We start from the raw sequence: 16,181 nt of genomic DNA, 5'->3' as shown, positions 1-16,181 counted from the left end.
GTTAGGAGGGTATTATGCCGATTCGACTTGATAAAAAATTACCAGCTGTGGAGATTTTAAGGACAGAAAATATTTTTGTGATGGACGACCAACGGGCTGCTCATCAGGATATTCGCCCCTTGAAGATTTTGATTTTAAATCTCATGCCCCAAAAGATGGTGACAGAAACGCAACTCTTGCGGCATTTGGCTAATACACCGTTGCAATTAGATATTGATTTCTTATATATGGAAACGCATCGTTCCAAGACAACCCGGGCTGAACATATGGAAACCTTCTATAAGACCTTTCCAGAGGTCAAGGATGACTTTTTTGATGGAATGATTATCACGGGAGCACCAGTGGAGCATTTGCCTTTTGAGGAGGTAGATTACTGGGAGGAATTCAAGCAGGTTATCGAATGGTCCAAGACGCATGTCTTTTCAACCCTGCATATCTGTTGGGGAGCGCAAGCAGGTCTTTATGTTCGCTATGGCGTTGAAAAGCACCAGATGGATCGGAAACTATCAGGTATTTACCCACAGGATACCTTAAAAGAGGGGCACCTTCTTTTTAGAGGTTTTGATGATCGCTATGTAGCTCCTCATTCTCGTCATACTGAGATTTTGAAAGAAGAAATCTTAAATAAGACCAATCTTGAGATTCTGTCAGAAGGTCCTGAGGTTGGGGTTTCTATCTTAGCTAGTCGAGATCTGCGTGAGATTTATAGTTTTGGTCATTTGGAGTACGATCGTGACACTTTGGCAAGAGAGTATTTTCGTGATTATGAGGCGGGACTCGACCCTCATATCCCAGAGAACTACTTTAAAAATGATGATGTAAATGAGATACCCTGTCTCTGTTGGTCTTCATCAGCTGCCCTCTTTTTCAGCAATTGGGTGAACTATGCAGTTTATCAGGAAACCCCTTTTGACTGGAAAAAGGTAGAGGATGATGCGGCTGCATTTGGATATTTATAAGAGGAATTATGACATATTTTGACGCTTTTAAAACAGGGAACTTGGTTTTGCCAAGTGCCCTGCTCTTGCATTTTAAGGAACTCTTTCCTTCCAGCGAAGATTTTCTCGTCTGGCAATTTTTCTGTTTACAAAATACTACTGTCCTAGGAGATGTTTCGCCTAGCCAAATAGCTGAAATCATTGGGAAAGAGGTGGCAGATGTCAACCAATCTATTTCGAATTTGACTGAAAATGGTTTGCTGCAATATCGGACCATTGAACTAAATGGGGAAATTGAGCTCATTTTTGATGCTAGTCTGGCTTTTGAACGCTTAGATAGCTTGTTGGATACCCAAACTCCAGTTGCGACTGCTCCAAACCCCAAAAATCAATTGAAGGATCTGGTTGAAACTTTTCAGCAGGAATTGGGTCGCTTGTTAACACCATTTGAAATCGAAGATCTTTCCAAGACTGTCAAAGAAGATGGAATCAAGGCGGATTTGATCAAGGAAGCTCTCCGAGAGGCGGTTTTTAATGGCAAACCAAACTGGAAGTACATTCAGGCAATCCTTCGTAACTGGCGCCATGAAGGTATTCAGTCTGTGGCTCAGGTGGAGGCCAAACGAGCAGAGCGAGAAGCGAACAATCCCAAACAAGTTCAGGCTTCAGCTGATTTCCTCGATGCTATGAATTTGTGGCAAGATTAGTCGCTTGAAAAATCTTGAAAATTAGAGTAAGGTTTGCAAGCTCCTTATAAATATGATAGAATAATAGTGAATAAAATGAAAAAAGAGGTATGTGAAATGTCACGTAAACCATTTATCGCTGGTAACTGGAAAATGAACAAAAATCCAGAAGAAGCAAAAGCATTCGTTGAAGCCGTTGCATCAAAACTTCCTTCATCAGACCTTGTTGAAGCAGGTATCGCAGCTCCTGCAGTTGATTTGACAGCTGTTCTTGCTGCTGCTAAAGATTCAAACCTTAAAGTTGCTGCTCAAAACTGCTACTTTGAAAATGCAGGTGCGTTCACTGGTGAAACTAGCCCACAAGTTTTGAAAGAAATCGGTACAGACTACGTTGTGATCGGTCACTCAGAACGTCGTGACTACTTCCATGAAACTGACGAAGATATCAACAAAAAAGCAAAAGCAATCTTTGCAAACGGTATGCTTCCAATCATCTGTTGTGGTGAGTCACTTGAAACTTACGAAGCTGGTAAAGCGGCTGAATTCGTAGGTGCTCAAGTATCTGCTGCATTGGCTGGCTTGACAGCTGAACAAGTTGCTTCAACAGTTATCGCTTACGAGCCAATCTGGGCTATCGGTACTGGTAAATCAGCTTCACAAGACGATGCACAAAAAATGTGTAAAGTTGTTCGTGACGTTGTAGCAGCTGACTTTGGTCAAGAAGTTGCGGACAAAGTTCGTGTTCAATACGGTGGTTCTGTTAAACCTGAGAACGTTGCTTCATACATGGCTTGCCCAGACGTTGACGGTGCCCTTGTTGGTGGTGCGTCACTTGAAGCTGAAAGCTTCTTGGCATTGCTTGATTTTGTAAAATAATCTAGCTTATTCTAGACAGACAGTTAAAAGTACTAAGTGACTTTGACTGCCTGTCTTATTTTTACTTGGGGCATTCTTGTGAAAGAGGGATTTTTCTAGACTAGGAAAGTTCCTTAGGGAAGGAAAGGCGTGCGGATGCGCGCTCTTTTCTGTATAAAAGAGTTATGAAAGGAGGAGTTATGCTCTATATTTGGTCTTATTTGAAAAAATATCCCAAGTGGTTATTCTTGGATTTCTTTGGAGCGGTTTTCTTTGTTATCGTCAATCTTGGACTGCCAACTGTTCTGGCTCGGATGATTGATGAAGGTGTGAATAAAGGGAATGAACAGCAATTATATGTTTGGGCTGCAATTATGCTGGTGATTATCCTATGTGGAACCTTGGGGCGTATAGTCTTGGCCTATGCTGCTAGTAAGCTGACGACCAATATGGTCAAGGATATGAGGGATGATCTCTATGCCAAATTACAAGAGTATTCTCATCATGAATATGAAAAGATTGGAGTGTCTTCACTGGTCACTCGTATTACCAGTGATGCCTTTGTTCTCATGCAATTTGCAGAACAGACCTTAAAACTGGGTGTCATCACTCCTATGATGATGCTGTCTAGTATCTTAATGATTTTCCTGACCAGTCCGTCATTAGCCTGGATAGTGGCCTTTGCAGTACCTTTCTTAGCCGTGGTGGTCATTTATGTAGCGGTCAAGACTCGACCATTATCAGAGAAACAGCAGGCCACCTTAGACAAAATCAATCAATACGCTAGAGAAAATCTGATGGGACTCCGTGTTATTCGTGCCTTTGCTCGTGAGGAATTTCAGGAGGAACGCTTTGCAGGGCAAAATGCAGTCTATGCAGCTAATTCCAATCGTCTGTTTAAACTAACTGGCTTGACAGAACCCTTGTTTGTTCAGATTATTATTGCTATGATTGTAGCTATTGTCTGGTTTGCTCTGGACCCTATCAAACAAGGAAGCTTGCAAATTGGGGATCTAGTAGCCTTTATCGAATATAGTTTTCACGCCCTCTTGTCCTTCCTTTTCCTATCCAATCTCTTCACCATGTACCCCCGTACAGCTGTTTCGAGTGAACGCTTGAAAGAAGTCATGGAGATGCCGATTTCTATTGATCCCAATGAAGGAGGCGTTAGAGAGACAGTAACCCACGGCTATTTGGAATTTGAAAATGTCACCTTTGCCTATCCTGGTGAGACGGAAAATCCTGTTTTGCACAATATTTCGTTCAGCGCTAAACCAGGTGAAACCATTGCCTTTATCGGATCGACCGGATCTGGTAAGTCCTCTCTTGTGCAATTGATTCCTCGTTTTTACGATGTTACACTCGGGAAAATCAAGGTTGATGGTGTTGATGTGAGGGACTACCGCCTCAAGTCTCTCCGTCAAAAGATTGGTTTTATCCCGCAGAAGGCCTTGCTCTTTACAGGAACTATCGCTGAAAATATTCGCTATGGGAAGGAAGATGCTAGTCACAAAGACCTACATCAGGCAGCGGATGTGGCGCAAGCCAAAGATTTTATCGAAAGCCGAGACGAAGGATTTGAGACCCATCTAGCTGAAGGCGGAAGCAATCTCTCTGGTGGACAGAAACAGCGTCTTTCAATTGCCAGAGCTGTTATAAAGAATCCTGATATCTATATTTTTGACGATTCCTTTTCAGCCTTGGATTATCGCACAGATGCCATTCTACGCCGTCGTCTCAAGGAAGTCACTCAAAATGCTACAGTCTTAATCGTTGCCCAACGTGTTGGGACCATTATGGATGCGGACCAAATTATCGTTCTTGATAAGGGAGAAATCGTGGGTCGCGGTCGACATGAGGAATTGATGGAGACCAATGATATCTATCGTGAAATTGCTGAGTCGCAGTTGAAAAATGCATCTCTAACAGAAGAATAGGAGGAAATATGAAAACACAATCTAGTTTGGCTCGTTTGTGGAGCTATTTAAAGGCCTACCGTTTTTCTGTCTTCTTTGCAGTCTTTCTAAAAGTTTTGAGTGTAGTCATGAGTGTCTTAGAACCTTTTGTCTTGGGGCTAGCCATTACGGAGTTGACAAAAAATCTCTTAGATATGGCTAATGGACTGGCAGGTGCTGGTATCAATACTGGTTACATCGGAACTGTTTTAATCATTTACCTCTTTAGAGGTCTCTTGTATGAACTTGGTTCTTATTATTCCAACTATTTCATGACTAATGCGGTCCAGTCCATGACCCAGGATCTGCGAAATGAAATGACTGAAAAGATTAATCGTATCCCTGTGTCTTTCTTTGATAAACACCAGTTTGGTGATTTATTGGGACGCTTTACCAGTGATGTTGAGACGGTTTCCAATGCCCTTCAGCAGTCTTTTCTTCAAATTGTCAATGCCTTTTTGACGATTGTCCTTGTCATGGGAATGGTATTATACTTGAACTTTCAGCTGGCTATAGTGGTGATTCTATCCATTCCAGTGACCTATTTTGGTGCTAGAAGCATCCTGAAACGTTCTCAGCCTTATTTTAAAGAGCAGGCGGCTATTTTAGGACGGATGAATGGTTATGTGCAGGAAAATCTCACAGGTTTTAATGTCTTGAAACTCTACGGTCGTGAGGAAACTTCTCATAAAGAATTTTCTAAGATTACAGACGACCTCCAACGTGTTGGTTTTAAAGCTAGCTTTATCTCTGGGCTCATGATGCCAGCTCTTCATGCTGTATCGGACTTGACCTATCTGATCGTTGCAGTTCTCGGTGGTTTACAGGTTATCGCGGGCCGTTTGACAGTAGGGAATATGCAGGCCTTTGTTCAGTATGTTTGGCAGGTCAGCCAGCCTATCCAAAACATCACACAACTTGCGGGTCAAATGCAAAGTGCTAAGTCTTCGCTAGACCGCATCTTCGACATCTTGGATGAGACAGAGGAAGTCAAGGGAGAAGAACTCGAAATCCTTGAACCCTTAACAGGTCAGGTGACCTTCCAACATGTTGACTTCCAGTATGTTGAAAACAAACCATTGATTCGAGACTTTAATCTGGAAGTTCAACCGGGAGAGATGGTGGCGATTGTTGGTCCTACTGGAGCTGGTAAGACGACCTTGATCAATCTGCTTATGCGCTTTTACGATGTCACAGCAGGCGCAATCTTGGTTGACGGACAGGATATTCGCCAGTTGTCACGACAAGACTACCGCCGTCAGTTTGGGATGGTCTTGCAGGATGCTTGGCTTTATGAAGGGACGATCAAAGAAAACCTACGTTTTGGAAATCTTGACGCCAGTGATGAGGAAATAATAGAAGCTGCCAAAGCAGCAAATGTAGACCACTTTATTCGAACTCTTCCTGGTGGTTACAATATGGAGATGAACCAAGAGTCCAGCAATATCTCCCTCGGGCAAAAACAACTCTTGACCATCGCGCGTGCTCTCTTAGCCAATCCTAAAATTCTCATTTTGGATGAAGCGACTTCCTCTGTTGACACCCGTTTGGAACTCTTGATTCAAAAAGCTATGAAACGCTTGATGAAAGGAAGAACCAGCTTTGTCATTGCTCACCGTCTCTCTACCATTCAAGAAGCAGATAAGATTCTCGTTCTTAAGGATGGACAGATAATTGAGCAGGGAAATCATGAAAGCTTGCTCCAAGTAAAAGGTTTTTATTATGACCTGTATCAAAGCCAATTTTCAAGTAAATCCGAGCAAGTCGACTAATTAAAACTGTCCAGGCTATTCTTAAATTATCAGTCTATTACAACTTTTCTCAGATAGTACACTTTTCTTGCTATCGTTTTCTGGTAGTAGTATACTTATACTGTAACCACTAATAGGATGGTTACAAAAAAATGAAAGAGGTAAGAAATATGGTTGAATTGAAAAAAGAAGCAGTAAAAGACGTTACAACATTATCTAAAGCAGCGCCAGTGGCATTGGTAAAAACAAAGGAAGTATTGAACCAAGCAGTAGCAGACTTGTATGTGGCACACATTGCCCTTCACCAAGTTCATTGGTATATGCGTGGTCGTGGTTTCCTCGTATGGCATCCAAAAATGGATGAATACATGGACAGCCTTGATGGCTATCTTGACGAAATCAGTGAACGTTTGATCACCCTTGGTGGTAAACCTTACTCAACTTTGACAGAGTTCCTTCAACACAGTGAAATCGAAGAAGAAGAAGGAGAATTCCGTAACGTTGAAGAAAGCTTGGAACGTGTTCTAGCGATTTATCGCTACCTCATCGCTCTTTTCCAAAAAGCTTTGGATGTAACTGACGAAGAAGGTGATGATGTTACAAACGATATCTTTGTTGGGGCTAAGGCTGAACTTGAGAAAACAGTTTGGATGCTTACAGCAGAACTTGGACAAGCTCCTGGTTTGTAAGATATAGTTGCTACCCCTTTTATCATGTGGTGCTAGATTTGTACCCATGACCAATCATCTTTTAAAAGTCATGTAACTGTAAAAAGTTGCATGATTTTTTGTTTGCAGGACTTAGGATTCATTGTCAAATGTAGGATTTTACGGTATAATAGTTGCTGTTCGAGAAATTTTGATTTTCAAAGAATAGTGAAATGTTATAAGGAGAACCCATGAACAACTTACCAAATTGCCCAAAATGTAATTCAGAATATGTCTACGAAGATGGAAATCTCTTGGTCTGCCCAGAGTGTGCCTATGAATGGAATTCTGCTGAAGTTGCAGAAGTAGAAGAAGGTGTTGTTGCTATCGATGCCAATGGAAATAAATTGGCTGATGGTGATACTGTAACCTTGATTAAGGACTTGAAAGTAAAAGGTGCACCTAAGGATTTGAAACAAGGAACTCGTGTTAAAAATATCCGTATCGTAGAAGGTGACCACAACATTGATTGTAAGATTGATGGTTTTGGGGCTATGAAATTGAAGTCAGAGTTTGTTAAGAAAATCTAGCCATGAAACTGAATTATAAATTTATCTTTTATAGTCGTGTACTTTTGTTCTTAGCGGCATTTACAGGAGTTTATTTAGAAATTACCAAGCACGGTGGCTTTGGTATGCTCCTTTACTACACAGTGTTGTCTAATCTTTTGGTAACGATTTTCACGGGTTATTTGCTCCGTGTGATGAGCCGTTCAGGTGAAAATTGGCAAAGTCCAACCTTGCTTCGTCTCAAGGGTGGTGTTACCATGAGTATCATGATTACCTGTGTGATTTACCATTTTATGCTTGCTCCGATCGCGACAGACTTTTACCGTGTGGAAAATTTCCTTTGCCACTATATCGTTCCACTCTGGTTTTTAGCCGACACTCTCTTCTTTGATAAACAGGGTCAATACAAGATCTGGGATCCAGTCTTGTGGACCATCTTGCCTTTGGTTTATATGATTTTTGCCTTGTTTAACGGCCTAGTCTTGAAGCTCAATATTCCGAATTCCAAGGACAATCCCTTCCCTTATTTCTTTTTAAATGTGAACAAGGGTTGGGACGTGGTCATCAAATGGTGTTTGATCATTTTTGTGGCTTATATGGTTGCAGGCTTTATCTTCTATCTGATCAAGCAAATCAAGCGAAAATAGTCTTCCTATTAGGAAAGTTAGGACGGAGTCTCTAGTTCAATTGGGCTCCTTCTTTTCTTGCCATCTTCCTTTTAAAAGGATAAACAGTGAGAAATATACAGAAAGAAAATTCATGAAACAATATTTAGAACGGGCTAGTATTTTGGCCCTCTCCCTCGTTTTGATTACCTCCTTTTCCATCTCAAGTGCTCTGCCAGCCATGTTTGACTACTATCAAGGCTACCCCAAAGAACAAATCGAGCTTCTGGTCAGTCTCCCTTCTTTTGGGATCATGATTATGCTGGTTTTAAATGGGTTCTTGGAGCGGTTGTTTCCTGAGCGACTTCAGATTAGTCTAGGACTTCTCATCCTTTCTATCGGGGGAACAGCCCCCTTCTGGTATCAGGAGTACAACTTTGTCTTTGCGATGCGGATTTTATTTGGTTTGGGTGTGGGGATGATCAATGCCAAGGCCATTTCCATCATCAGCGAACGCTATCATGGAAAGACACGGATCCAGATGCTGGGTCTTCGTGGATCAGCAGAAGTTGTCGGGGCATCGATTTTGACTCTAGTGGTAGGTCAACTCTTATCCTTGGGATGGACAGTGACCTTCTTGGCCTACAGTGCGGGATTTTTAGTATTGATCCTTTATCTGCTCTTTGTCCCTTATGGGAAAGAAAAGAAAGAAACAAAGAAAAAAGAGGCTGAAACGACTCGTTTGACAGGACAGATGAAAGGTTTGATTTTTCTATTGGCTGTCGAAGCAGCAGTTGTTGTCTGCACCAACACAGCTATCACCATACGCATTCCTAGTCTGATGGTGGAAAGAGGTCTAGGGGATGCCCAGTTATCGAGTTTGGTTTTAAGTATCATGCAGTTGATTGGTATCTTGGCAGGTGTGAGTTTTTCTTTCTTTATCTCTCTATTTAAAGAAAGATTGCTCCTTTGGTCAGGTATCACCTTTGGATTGGGGCAGATTGTGATTGCCTTGTCTCCGTCATTGGGTGTGATGGTAGTTGGAAGTATTGTGGCAGGTTTTTCCTACAGTGTGGCCTTGACCACTGTCTTTCAACTTCTTTCTGAAAGAATCCCAGCCAAGCTCCTTAATCAGGCAACATCTTTTGCAGTGCTAGGATGTAGCTTTGGAGCCTTTACGACACCTTTCATTCTTGGGGTGATTGGCTTGGTGACTCAAAACGGTATGTTGGTCTTCACCATTCTAGGATGCTGGTTGATTGTTACTTCTATCTTTGTTATGTATGCATTTCAAAAGAGAGCTTAGGATTGGTTTCCTAAGTTTTTCTTTCTGGGAATTTTGTACCCAGACAATTATTGGTTTTTAAACTTGTTTACACTTTTATTTCCTGATAAAATAGAAGTTATGACGAGATATAAAGCAACTATTTCTTATGATGGTTTTGCCTTTGCTGGTTTTCAGTGCCAGCCTCATGCGCGGAGCGTTCAAGAGGAAATCGAAAAAACCTTAACGAGACTCAATAAGGGACAAGCCATCACTGTTCACGGTGCTGGTAGGACGGATAGTGGGGTCCATGCTCTTGGACAGGTTATTCATTTTGATCTGCCCTATCAGATGGATGAGGAAAAACTCCGTTTTGCTCTGGATACTCAGTCTCCAGAAGATATCGATGTGATTTCGATTGAGATTGTGGCGGATGATTTTCATTGCCGTTATGCCAAGCATAGCAAGACCTATGAGTTTATCGTGGATAGGGGTCGTCCTAAAAATCCTATGCGTCGTCACTATGCTACCCACTTTCCCTATCCTCTCGACGTGGAGCGAATGCAGATGGCAATCAAAAAGCTAGAGGGAACCCATGATTTTACCGGTTTTACAGCGTCTGGTACCAGTGTAGAGGACAAGGTTCGTACCATTACAGAAGCTAACCTTACAGTCGATGAGACAGGGCAGTTTTTGACCTTTACCTTTTCAGGAAATGGATTCTTGTATAAGCAGATTCGCAATATGGTGGGGACACTGCTCAAAATCGGAAATAATCGAATGCCAGTTGAGCAGATTGACTTGATTTTGGAGAAGAAGGACAGGCAGCTAGCAGGTCCAACGGCTGCACCGAATGGCTTGTATTTAAAGGAGATTCGTTATGAAGAATAATCGTATTTTAGCCCTTTCTGGGAATGATATTTTTAGTGGTGGTGGTTTGTCAGCTGATTTGGCTACCTATACCTTAAATGGTTTGCATGGCTTTGTAGCAGTGACTTGTTTGACGGCCTTGACCGAAAAGGGCTTTGAGGTCTTTCCTACGGATGATACTATTTTCCAACATGAGTTAAATAGCTTACGTGATGTTGAGTTTGCAGGGATTAAGATTGGCCTTCTCCCGACTGTCAGTGTGGCTGAGAAGGCCTTGGACTTTATCAAGCAACGTCCAGGAGTGCCTGTGGTACTGGACCCCGTCTTGGTCTGCAAGGAAACGCACGATGTAGCAGTCAGCCAACTCTGCCAAGAGTTAATTCGCTTTTTCCCTCATGTCAGAGTGATTACGCCAAATCTTCCTGAAGCAGAATTGTTAGCGGGCCAAGAGATCAAAAACTTGGAAGATATGAAAGCTGCAGCACAGAGATTACATGATTTAGGAGCGCCAGCAGTCATTATCAAGGGAGGCAATCGCCTTAGTCAGGACAAGGCTGTGGATGTCTTTTATGATGGACGAACCTTTACTGTCCTAGAAAATCCCGTTATCCAAGGCCAAAATGCTGGTGCAGGTTGTACTTTTGCCTCAAGCATTGCCAGTCACTTGGTTAAAGGGGATGAACTTTTACCAGCAGTAGAGAGCTCGAAAGCTTTCGTTTACCGTGCTATTGCACAAGCAGATCAATATGGAGTAAGACAATATGAAGCAAACCAAAACAACTAAAATCGCTCTTTTATCTCTATTAACCGCCCTTTCTGTGGTTCTAGGTTATTTCTTAAAAATCCCGACACCAACAGGTATTCTAACTCTCTTAGATGCGGGTATCTTCTTTGCGGCCTTCTACTTTGGCAGTAAAGAGGGGGCTGTAGTCGGAGGTCTAGCAGGTTTCTTGATAGACCTCTTATCAGGCTATCCTCAGTGGATGTTCTTTAGCTTGATCAACCATGGCTTGCAGGGATTTTTCGCAGGATTTAAAGGGAAATCTCAGTGGTTAGGACTTATCTTGGCAACGATTGTCATGGTAGGGGGCTATGCCCTGGGTTCAACTTTGATGAATGGCTGGGCGGCAGCCCTACCAGAAATCCTACCAAACTTCCTGCAAAATATCGTGGGAATGGTTGTAGGGTTTGTGCTTAGTCAGAGTATTAAGAAAATTAAGTAAAGTAGCTGGAGAAAAGTTTTAAAAATCAGAAAAACGCATAATATCAAGGTGTTGAAAAACCTTGATATTATGCGTTTTATTGTGGGAAAATTTTCGAAGAATATTAATCAAAATAAAGCAAATCTTTGCTAGTGCTTGTAAAGAGGTCAAAGCCATCCTTAGTAACAACACCACAGTCTTCGATACGAACGCCGACTTTACCAGGGATATAGATACCAGGTTCAACAGAGAAGCACATGCCTTCTTCGATGACCATGTCATTTCCTTCCATGATAGATGGGAATTCGTGGACATCCATACCGATACCGTGACCGAGACGGTGGTTGAAGTACTCACCGTAACCAGCTTTTTCGATGACTTCACGGGCAGCGCGGTCTACTTCATGTGCAGTCACACCTGGCTTGATGAAGTCAAGGGCAGCTTGTTGGGCTTCAAGGGTCAAGTTGTAAATATCTTTCTTGAATTGGTCTGGTTTGCCGACAGCGACTGTACGAGTCATATCTGATGCGTAGCCATTGACCATAACACCCAGGTCAAAGAGGAGAAGGGCGTCTTTTTCGACCTTGTTTGCACCGGGAATTCCGTGTGGATTTGCAGCATTATCACCAGTCAAGACCATGGTATCAAAACTCATTTCATAGCCTTCACGCTTTAAGGCGAAGTCGATTTGGGCGATGATATCTGTCTCTGTTTTATCAAGAGAGATATTGTCAAAACCAACTTTTACAGCTTTATCAGCATAGAGACCTGCAACCATCATTTTTTGGACTTCATCGGCTGATTTGATGAGGCGCATGCGTTGGATGCGAGGAGTGAGGTTTTCAAACTCAGCAGTTTCAAAAACTGTTTTCAAACCATGGTATTTGGTCAAGATGAGATTATCAAACTCAACAGCGACACGTTTGAAGTCGTGCTGTGGCAAGGCATTTTTGATTTTGTGCCATGGATTTTCAGAATCCACATAACCCACAACTGGGAAGGAAACAGTGTTGGTTGCACGTTCCACTTCAAGGGCTGGGACAAAGAGGAGAGGTTCCTGATCCGCTAGGACAAAGAGGAACATTTGGCGTTCATGGGGATCACTGTAAAAGCCAGTGAGATAATTAATAGTGACGGGGTCAGATACGACAGCGACGTCTAGTTTTTCTGATTCAAGATATGTTACGATTTGTTGTAATTTAGACATATGCTACCTTCTTTCTACCCCTCTATTTTGGCAAAAAAAGAGAGAAAATGCAAGGGAGAAGGGTAAAAGAGCAGGCAAAAAGAACTCCGATATGATAGCGGAGCTCTTTGATATAGTTTTCTTTAGTTTAAGAAAAGTCTGCCTTGCTTTTTACGTCGCTGTATTCTTCAGCGATTTCTTGACTGAGAATGTCTTCATAGGCAGGGAGTTGGATATCCTGACCGTATTTCTTCTTGAGGGCAGTAGTAACTAGGCGATAAGCTAGATTGGCATTACGTGAGAGGATAGGTCCGTGGAAGTAGGAACCAAAGACATTCTTATAATGAACCCCTTCGCCGACCTTTTCCTCGTTGTTTCCATTTCCATAGACAACCTGTCCCAGCGGTTTTTGGTCATCAGAAAGGAAGGTACGTCCCTGGTGATTTTCAAATCCATAGTAGGTTTCATCGAATTCTTCATTATGGATCTTGATGTCACCGATAAAGCGGTTATTAGTCTGGTTGAGGGTGTAGTGACCCATGACACCGAGCCCTTCGATACGTTTACCTGAAGCTTCAACATAATATTGCCCCAAAAGTTGAAAACCACCGCAGATGGCTAGAACCACACCGTCGTTTTGGATGTAGTTGTCAATGCTCTCTTTTTTAGCAGGAAGGTCGCCTGCGATGATGCTTTGTTCAAAGTCTTGACCGCCACCGAAAAAGGCAATATCATAGTGGTTTTCATCAAAATCATCATAAAGTGAAACGATGTCAACCGTCACATGAGCTCCCAGTTTTTCAGCCACATACTTGAGCATAAGGATATTTCCGTTGTCTCCGTAGGTATTCATGAGGTTTCCATAGAGGTGGGCAATGTTGAGTTGATAAGGGTAGTTGCCAGCTTTTGAGGAAAGTGAAGTATAAACCATTAGTTCATCTCCTTTCTAACAATCTGACGACTAGCCAGCAGTTCGCGGAATTCCAGCATAGCCGTATAGGTTGCTAGGATATAGGCATGCTTGCATTCTTGGTTCTCAATGGTCTTGAGAACTTGCTCCAGATTGCTTGTTTCAGTGATTTTCTCAGCTGGATAGCCTGTCACTCGTAGACGACGTGCGATTTCAGAATGACGAACACCACCAGCGTTGATTTCAGGAATGTCCATGTCAGTGATTTGTTCAAAGTCCGCATCCCAGATCCAGCTAGTATCAATCCCATCAGCATAGTTGGCATTAAGGAGGACAGATAGGCTAAATGGATAAGGAGCTAGTTTGATCATCTCGATAGCTTGGGTCGCACCGACTGGATTTTTAATCAAGACAAGGGTGCATTCCTTATCACCGATATGGAAGGTTTCCTGGCGTCCAAAGACAGCACGGCTCTTATCAAATCCTTGCTTGATCCGTTGCGAATCAGCCCCGAGAAAACGGGCGATGGCAACCGCAGCAAGAGCATTGTAAATATTGTAGAGTCCACCGATTTGGATGCCGTATTCTTGTCCGTCGATGACAAAGCGAGAGCGATTGTTGGTCAACTCAATCAAATCGGTCAGACGGTAGTCCAAGTCAGGACGTTTGCAACCACAATTTTCACAGATATAGGCCCCCAAGTTGGCATAAGTATTGAGTTCATATTTGAGGATGCCTTGACAGTCAGGGCAGAGAATCCCTTCGGTATTGTAGTGAGCCAGTTGGGCAGGTCCTTTTTCCAAGTCAAAACCAAAATACTCTACAGGATTTGGAATAGCTGGCTTGTAGAAAAGGGGACTGTCACCATTGAGGAGAACAGTGGCTGTAGGCACCTTACGGATGGCATCCAAAATCATCTTATAAGTTGTGTAAATCTCACCGTAGCGGTCCATCTGGTCACGGAAGATATTAGTGATGACAAAAAGGCTAGGATAGATGTAGTCACAGATACGAGAAAGACTGGCTTCGTCGATTTCTAGAACGGCAATGTTTTTCCCAGTTTTAGAGGATTTGGCCGTCAAGAAGGTTGTCGTAATACCTGTGATCATATTGGCACCACTAGGATTGGTTAGGACCTGACCATAAACTTCTTTTAAAATGCCGACAGTGAGGGCAGTTGTCAGGGTTTTCCCGTTGGTTCCAGTGACCACGACAATCTCGTAGTTCTTAGCTAAATTTTGTAAAATATCTTTATCAAATTGAAGGGCGAGTTTTCCTGGGAGCGTACTTCCATGGCCAAGACGGCTCAAAATGAAGTGAGAAGAATGTCCAGCAAGAAGGCCCAAAGTAGTTTTTAATTTCATGTTTCTATTATATCATACTGCGCCCAGCAGTCCAATAACTAAAGTAACCTCTAAGATCAACTAAAGAAGTAACCTTAGAAGTGCTTTTTAGGTTCTGATTAAACCAAACCAATCAAATACAATATCTTTGGATTTGATAACTTTGGCAACTTTAAGAAATAAATCTTTCTCACTCTGAATATAAGAAAGGAGAGGACATTGATTATCCTCTACAGGTTTTAAAATTTCATTAATCCATTATAGTTGACAAAGATACCTAACTTTTGGGATTTAGATCATTTTTTGGAAAGTCTCTTTTATAATAAATTACGAATTTTTTCTTTTATAAATGCGTTAAGAGGATAGTGTTTATCAAGATATTCTAGGAGTGCCTGAGCAGATTCAGAAATTCGTTCGTAACCTTGCAAAAAGTAGGGTAATTGTTTGGCTTCATTTGGATAACCTTTTTCAAATCGTCTGTTGCTGTTAAAAATATCTATAAAATTAGATTTAGAAGTTTTTTCCAAATTGATTAGTTCGGTCCAAAGCTTGACGGATCTGTTTTGGATGAAATCATAAGCAGCCAATTTTTCCCCTCGTTGATAGCGACCTAGTCCTATATATAGGTTGCATAAAATTTCTCCCAACAGCCATTCGCGGTCTCTATTTTCTTTTGATGGCAATCTTTGTGGCTGGCAGATTGTTCCATCAAAACCGACCTCCTTCCAGATAATCTTGCCTTCAGCGAAGGGAATGTTTACTAGTTCATGAGCTTCAAAGACAGCAAATTCACAAAAAACATCATCTTCAAATAGAACTTTATGTCCGTCCACTGTATTTTGGTAGTGAAATGCAATTGGTTCTAAATTACTTAACCAAGTTAGATCCTGTATATAGGCCTGCTTGTAGCCATCTTTTACAATAACAAAAAAATCCAAATCTGAGTATTGATCCAATCGGTCTCTTTCTACTCCGCAAGAACCAAGTGCCAGCAAAGCTAGTGCTTGTCTAGAATCTTTTAGAGACTGACCAATATCATCTAGTCTTTGTAACAGTAATTCTGTTTTATTCATAATCGTTACCTCATTATTTCTTGTTTACAGACATTATATAGTTAATGTTTTCGAAAGTCAATTTCATCCCATACCAAATATATACTAATGTAATATGGGATTTCTTTCGATATTTTTTACAATGATAAAGTTTAAACATTTTGCAGGGTATTGCTCATATTATCAAGAATGAAGAAATTTGAAGTATCCTTTGATTGATTAGAAAGTGATTCTTATCTTTAAAAAGATTAAATAATTTGGAAAATATTTAAGAAGAAAAAATATATCGACTTAACCATCAATTTGCAAACGGTAAAACCTTTCCACAAACCGATGAAAATACACATA

Annotated in this window: 16 protein-coding genes; 12 read left to right on the top strand and 4 right to left on the bottom strand. The window is 41.7% G+C overall.

Annotated elements, in window-relative coordinates; translation table 11 throughout:
* Window positions 1-14: 14 nt before the first annotated feature.
* The 12 genes from metA (at window position 15) to ACVX3R_RS06765 (ending at window position 11,363) form a co-directional block, all read left to right on the top strand.
* The gene (metA, locus tag ACVX3R_RS06820) at window positions 15-959 is read left to right on the top strand and encodes a homoserine O-acetyltransferase MetA (RefSeq protein WP_458794662.1); all 945 of its coding nucleotides are present in this window, start codon (window positions 15-17) and stop codon (window positions 957-959) included.
* Window positions 960-967: 8 nt separating this feature from the next.
* Window positions 968-1,645, top strand: a complete 678-nt coding sequence (locus ACVX3R_RS06815; protein WP_458794661.1) for a DnaD domain-containing protein — start codon at window positions 968-970, stop codon at window positions 1,643-1,645.
* 96 nt (window positions 1,646-1,741) lie between these two features.
* A complete protein-coding gene (gene tpiA / locus ACVX3R_RS06810) occupies window positions 1,742-2,500 on the top strand; it encodes a triose-phosphate isomerase (RefSeq protein WP_458794660.1) in 759 nt (252 codons plus the stop codon).
* 179 nt (window positions 2,501-2,679) lie between these two features.
* Window positions 2,680-4,416, top strand: a complete 1,737-nt coding sequence (locus tag ACVX3R_RS06805; protein ID WP_458794659.1) for an ABC transporter ATP-binding protein — start codon at window positions 2,680-2,682, stop codon at window positions 4,414-4,416.
* A gap of 8 nt (window positions 4,417-4,424) precedes the next feature.
* Window positions 4,425-6,206 carry an ABC transporter ATP-binding protein gene (locus ACVX3R_RS06800; RefSeq protein ID WP_458794658.1) on the top strand — a complete coding sequence of 594 codons (1,782 nt, stop codon included), beginning with the start codon at window positions 4,425-4,427 and terminating at the stop codon, window positions 6,204-6,206.
* A gap of 149 nt (window positions 6,207-6,355) precedes the next feature.
* Complete coding sequence (locus tag ACVX3R_RS06795; RefSeq protein WP_458794657.1) at window positions 6,356-6,874, top strand: Dps family protein; 519 nt, start codon at window positions 6,356-6,358, stop codon at window positions 6,872-6,874.
* A 209-nt stretch (window positions 6,875-7,083) separates the two neighbouring features.
* Complete coding sequence (locus tag ACVX3R_RS06790) at window positions 7,084-7,422, top strand: zinc ribbon domain-containing protein YjdM (protein WP_458794656.1); 339 nt, start codon at window positions 7,084-7,086, stop codon at window positions 7,420-7,422.
* 2 nt (window positions 7,423-7,424) lie between these two features.
* Window positions 7,425-8,048: a Pr6Pr family membrane protein gene (locus ACVX3R_RS06785; RefSeq protein ID WP_125449194.1), complete on the top strand. Its 624-nt coding sequence runs from the start codon at window positions 7,425-7,427 to the stop codon at window positions 8,046-8,048.
* A gap of 112 nt (window positions 8,049-8,160) precedes the next feature.
* Window positions 8,161-9,312 carry an MFS transporter gene (locus ACVX3R_RS06780; RefSeq protein WP_458794655.1) on the top strand — a complete coding sequence of 384 codons (1,152 nt, stop codon included), beginning with the start codon at window positions 8,161-8,163 and terminating at the stop codon, window positions 9,310-9,312.
* A 99-nt stretch (window positions 9,313-9,411) separates the two neighbouring features.
* Window positions 9,412-10,161, top strand: a complete 750-nt coding sequence (gene truA, locus ACVX3R_RS06775) for a tRNA pseudouridine(38-40) synthase TruA (protein WP_458794654.1) — start codon at window positions 9,412-9,414, stop codon at window positions 10,159-10,161.
* Window positions 10,151-10,924: a bifunctional hydroxymethylpyrimidine kinase/phosphomethylpyrimidine kinase gene (locus ACVX3R_RS06770; protein WP_458794653.1), complete on the top strand. Its 774-nt coding sequence runs from the start codon at window positions 10,151-10,153 to the stop codon at window positions 10,922-10,924. Before truA ends, ACVX3R_RS06770 begins: the two co-directional genes overlap by 11 nt.
* The gene (locus tag ACVX3R_RS06765; RefSeq protein ID WP_458794652.1) at window positions 10,902-11,363 is read left to right on the top strand and encodes an ECF transporter S component; all 462 of its coding nucleotides are present in this window, start codon (window positions 10,902-10,904) and stop codon (window positions 11,361-11,363) included. Before ACVX3R_RS06770 ends, ACVX3R_RS06765 begins: the two co-directional genes overlap by 23 nt.
* A gap of 103 nt (window positions 11,364-11,466) precedes the next feature.
* On the opposite strand, the gene ACVX3R_RS06760 is transcribed toward ACVX3R_RS06765, so the two are convergent.
* The 4 genes from ACVX3R_RS06760 to ACVX3R_RS06745 form a co-directional block, all read right to left on the bottom strand.
* The gene (locus ACVX3R_RS06760) at window positions 11,467-12,549 is read right to left on the bottom strand and encodes a M24 family metallopeptidase (RefSeq protein WP_084853745.1); all 1,083 of its coding nucleotides are present in this window, start codon (window positions 12,547-12,549) and stop codon (window positions 11,467-11,469) included.
* Between the two features lie 127 nt (window positions 12,550-12,676).
* Window positions 12,677-13,459: a lipid II isoglutaminyl synthase subunit GatD gene (gene gatD / locus ACVX3R_RS06755; protein ID WP_308688170.1), complete on the bottom strand. Its 783-nt coding sequence runs from the start codon at window positions 13,457-13,459 to the stop codon at window positions 12,677-12,679.
* Window positions 13,459-14,802, bottom strand: a complete 1,344-nt coding sequence (gene murT / locus ACVX3R_RS06750; RefSeq protein WP_458794651.1) for a lipid II isoglutaminyl synthase subunit MurT — start codon at window positions 14,800-14,802, stop codon at window positions 13,459-13,461. The genes gatD and murT overlap by 1 nt, the downstream gene beginning before the upstream one ends.
* Before the next feature lie 296 nt (window positions 14,803-15,098).
* On the bottom strand, window positions 15,099-15,854 hold the full coding sequence (locus tag ACVX3R_RS06745) for a hypothetical protein (protein ID WP_458794650.1): 756 nt from the start codon (window positions 15,852-15,854) through the stop codon (window positions 15,099-15,101).
* Window positions 15,855-16,181: the final 327 nt, after the last annotated feature.

Source organism: Streptococcus sp. 517s (assembly GCF_054445985.1).
The sequence above is the reverse complement of the archived record's forward strand: the minus strand, read 5'-3'. Positions and strand labels throughout refer to the sequence as shown.

What these genes read in the sequence shown, in the direction of transcription:
- metA (WP_458794662.1), top strand. Translation starts at nt 15, where the DNA reads ATGCCGATTCGACTTGATAAAAAATTACCAGCTGTGGAGATTTTAAGG.
- ACVX3R_RS06815 (WP_458794661.1), top strand. Translation starts at nt 968, where the DNA reads ATGACATATTTTGACGCTTTTAAAACAGGGAACTTGGTTTTGCCAAGT.
- tpiA (WP_458794660.1), top strand. Translation starts at nt 1,742, where the DNA reads ATGTCACGTAAACCATTTATCGCTGGTAACTGGAAAATGAACAAAAAT.
- ACVX3R_RS06805 (WP_458794659.1), top strand. Translation starts at nt 2,680, where the DNA reads ATGCTCTATATTTGGTCTTATTTGAAAAAATATCCCAAGTGGTTATTC.
- ACVX3R_RS06800 (WP_458794658.1), top strand. Translation starts at nt 4,425, where the DNA reads ATGAAAACACAATCTAGTTTGGCTCGTTTGTGGAGCTATTTAAAGGCC.
- ACVX3R_RS06795 (WP_458794657.1), top strand. Translation starts at nt 6,356, where the DNA reads ATGGTTGAATTGAAAAAAGAAGCAGTAAAAGACGTTACAACATTATCT.
- ACVX3R_RS06790 (WP_458794656.1), top strand. Translation starts at nt 7,084, where the DNA reads ATGAACAACTTACCAAATTGCCCAAAATGTAATTCAGAATATGTCTAC.
- ACVX3R_RS06785 (WP_125449194.1), top strand. Translation starts at nt 7,425, where the DNA reads ATGAAACTGAATTATAAATTTATCTTTTATAGTCGTGTACTTTTGTTC.
- ACVX3R_RS06780 (WP_458794655.1), top strand. Translation starts at nt 8,161, where the DNA reads ATGAAACAATATTTAGAACGGGCTAGTATTTTGGCCCTCTCCCTCGTT.
- truA (WP_458794654.1), top strand. Translation starts at nt 9,412, where the DNA reads ATGACGAGATATAAAGCAACTATTTCTTATGATGGTTTTGCCTTTGCT.
- ACVX3R_RS06770 (WP_458794653.1), top strand. Translation starts at nt 10,151, where the DNA reads ATGAAGAATAATCGTATTTTAGCCCTTTCTGGGAATGATATTTTTAGT.
- ACVX3R_RS06765 (WP_458794652.1), top strand. Translation starts at nt 10,902, where the DNA reads ATGAAGCAAACCAAAACAACTAAAATCGCTCTTTTATCTCTATTAACC.
- ACVX3R_RS06760 (WP_084853745.1), bottom strand. Translation starts at nt 12,549, where the DNA reads ATGTCTAAATTACAACAAATCGTAACATATCTTGAATCAGAAAAACTA.
- gatD (WP_308688170.1), bottom strand. Translation starts at nt 13,459, where the DNA reads ATGGTTTATACTTCACTTTCCTCAAAAGCTGGCAACTACCCTTATCAA.
- murT (WP_458794651.1), bottom strand. Translation starts at nt 14,802, where the DNA reads ATGAAATTAAAAACTACTTTGGGCCTTCTTGCTGGACATTCTTCTCAC.
- ACVX3R_RS06745 (WP_458794650.1), bottom strand. Translation starts at nt 15,854, where the DNA reads ATGAATAAAACAGAATTACTGTTACAAAGACTAGATGATATTGGTCAG.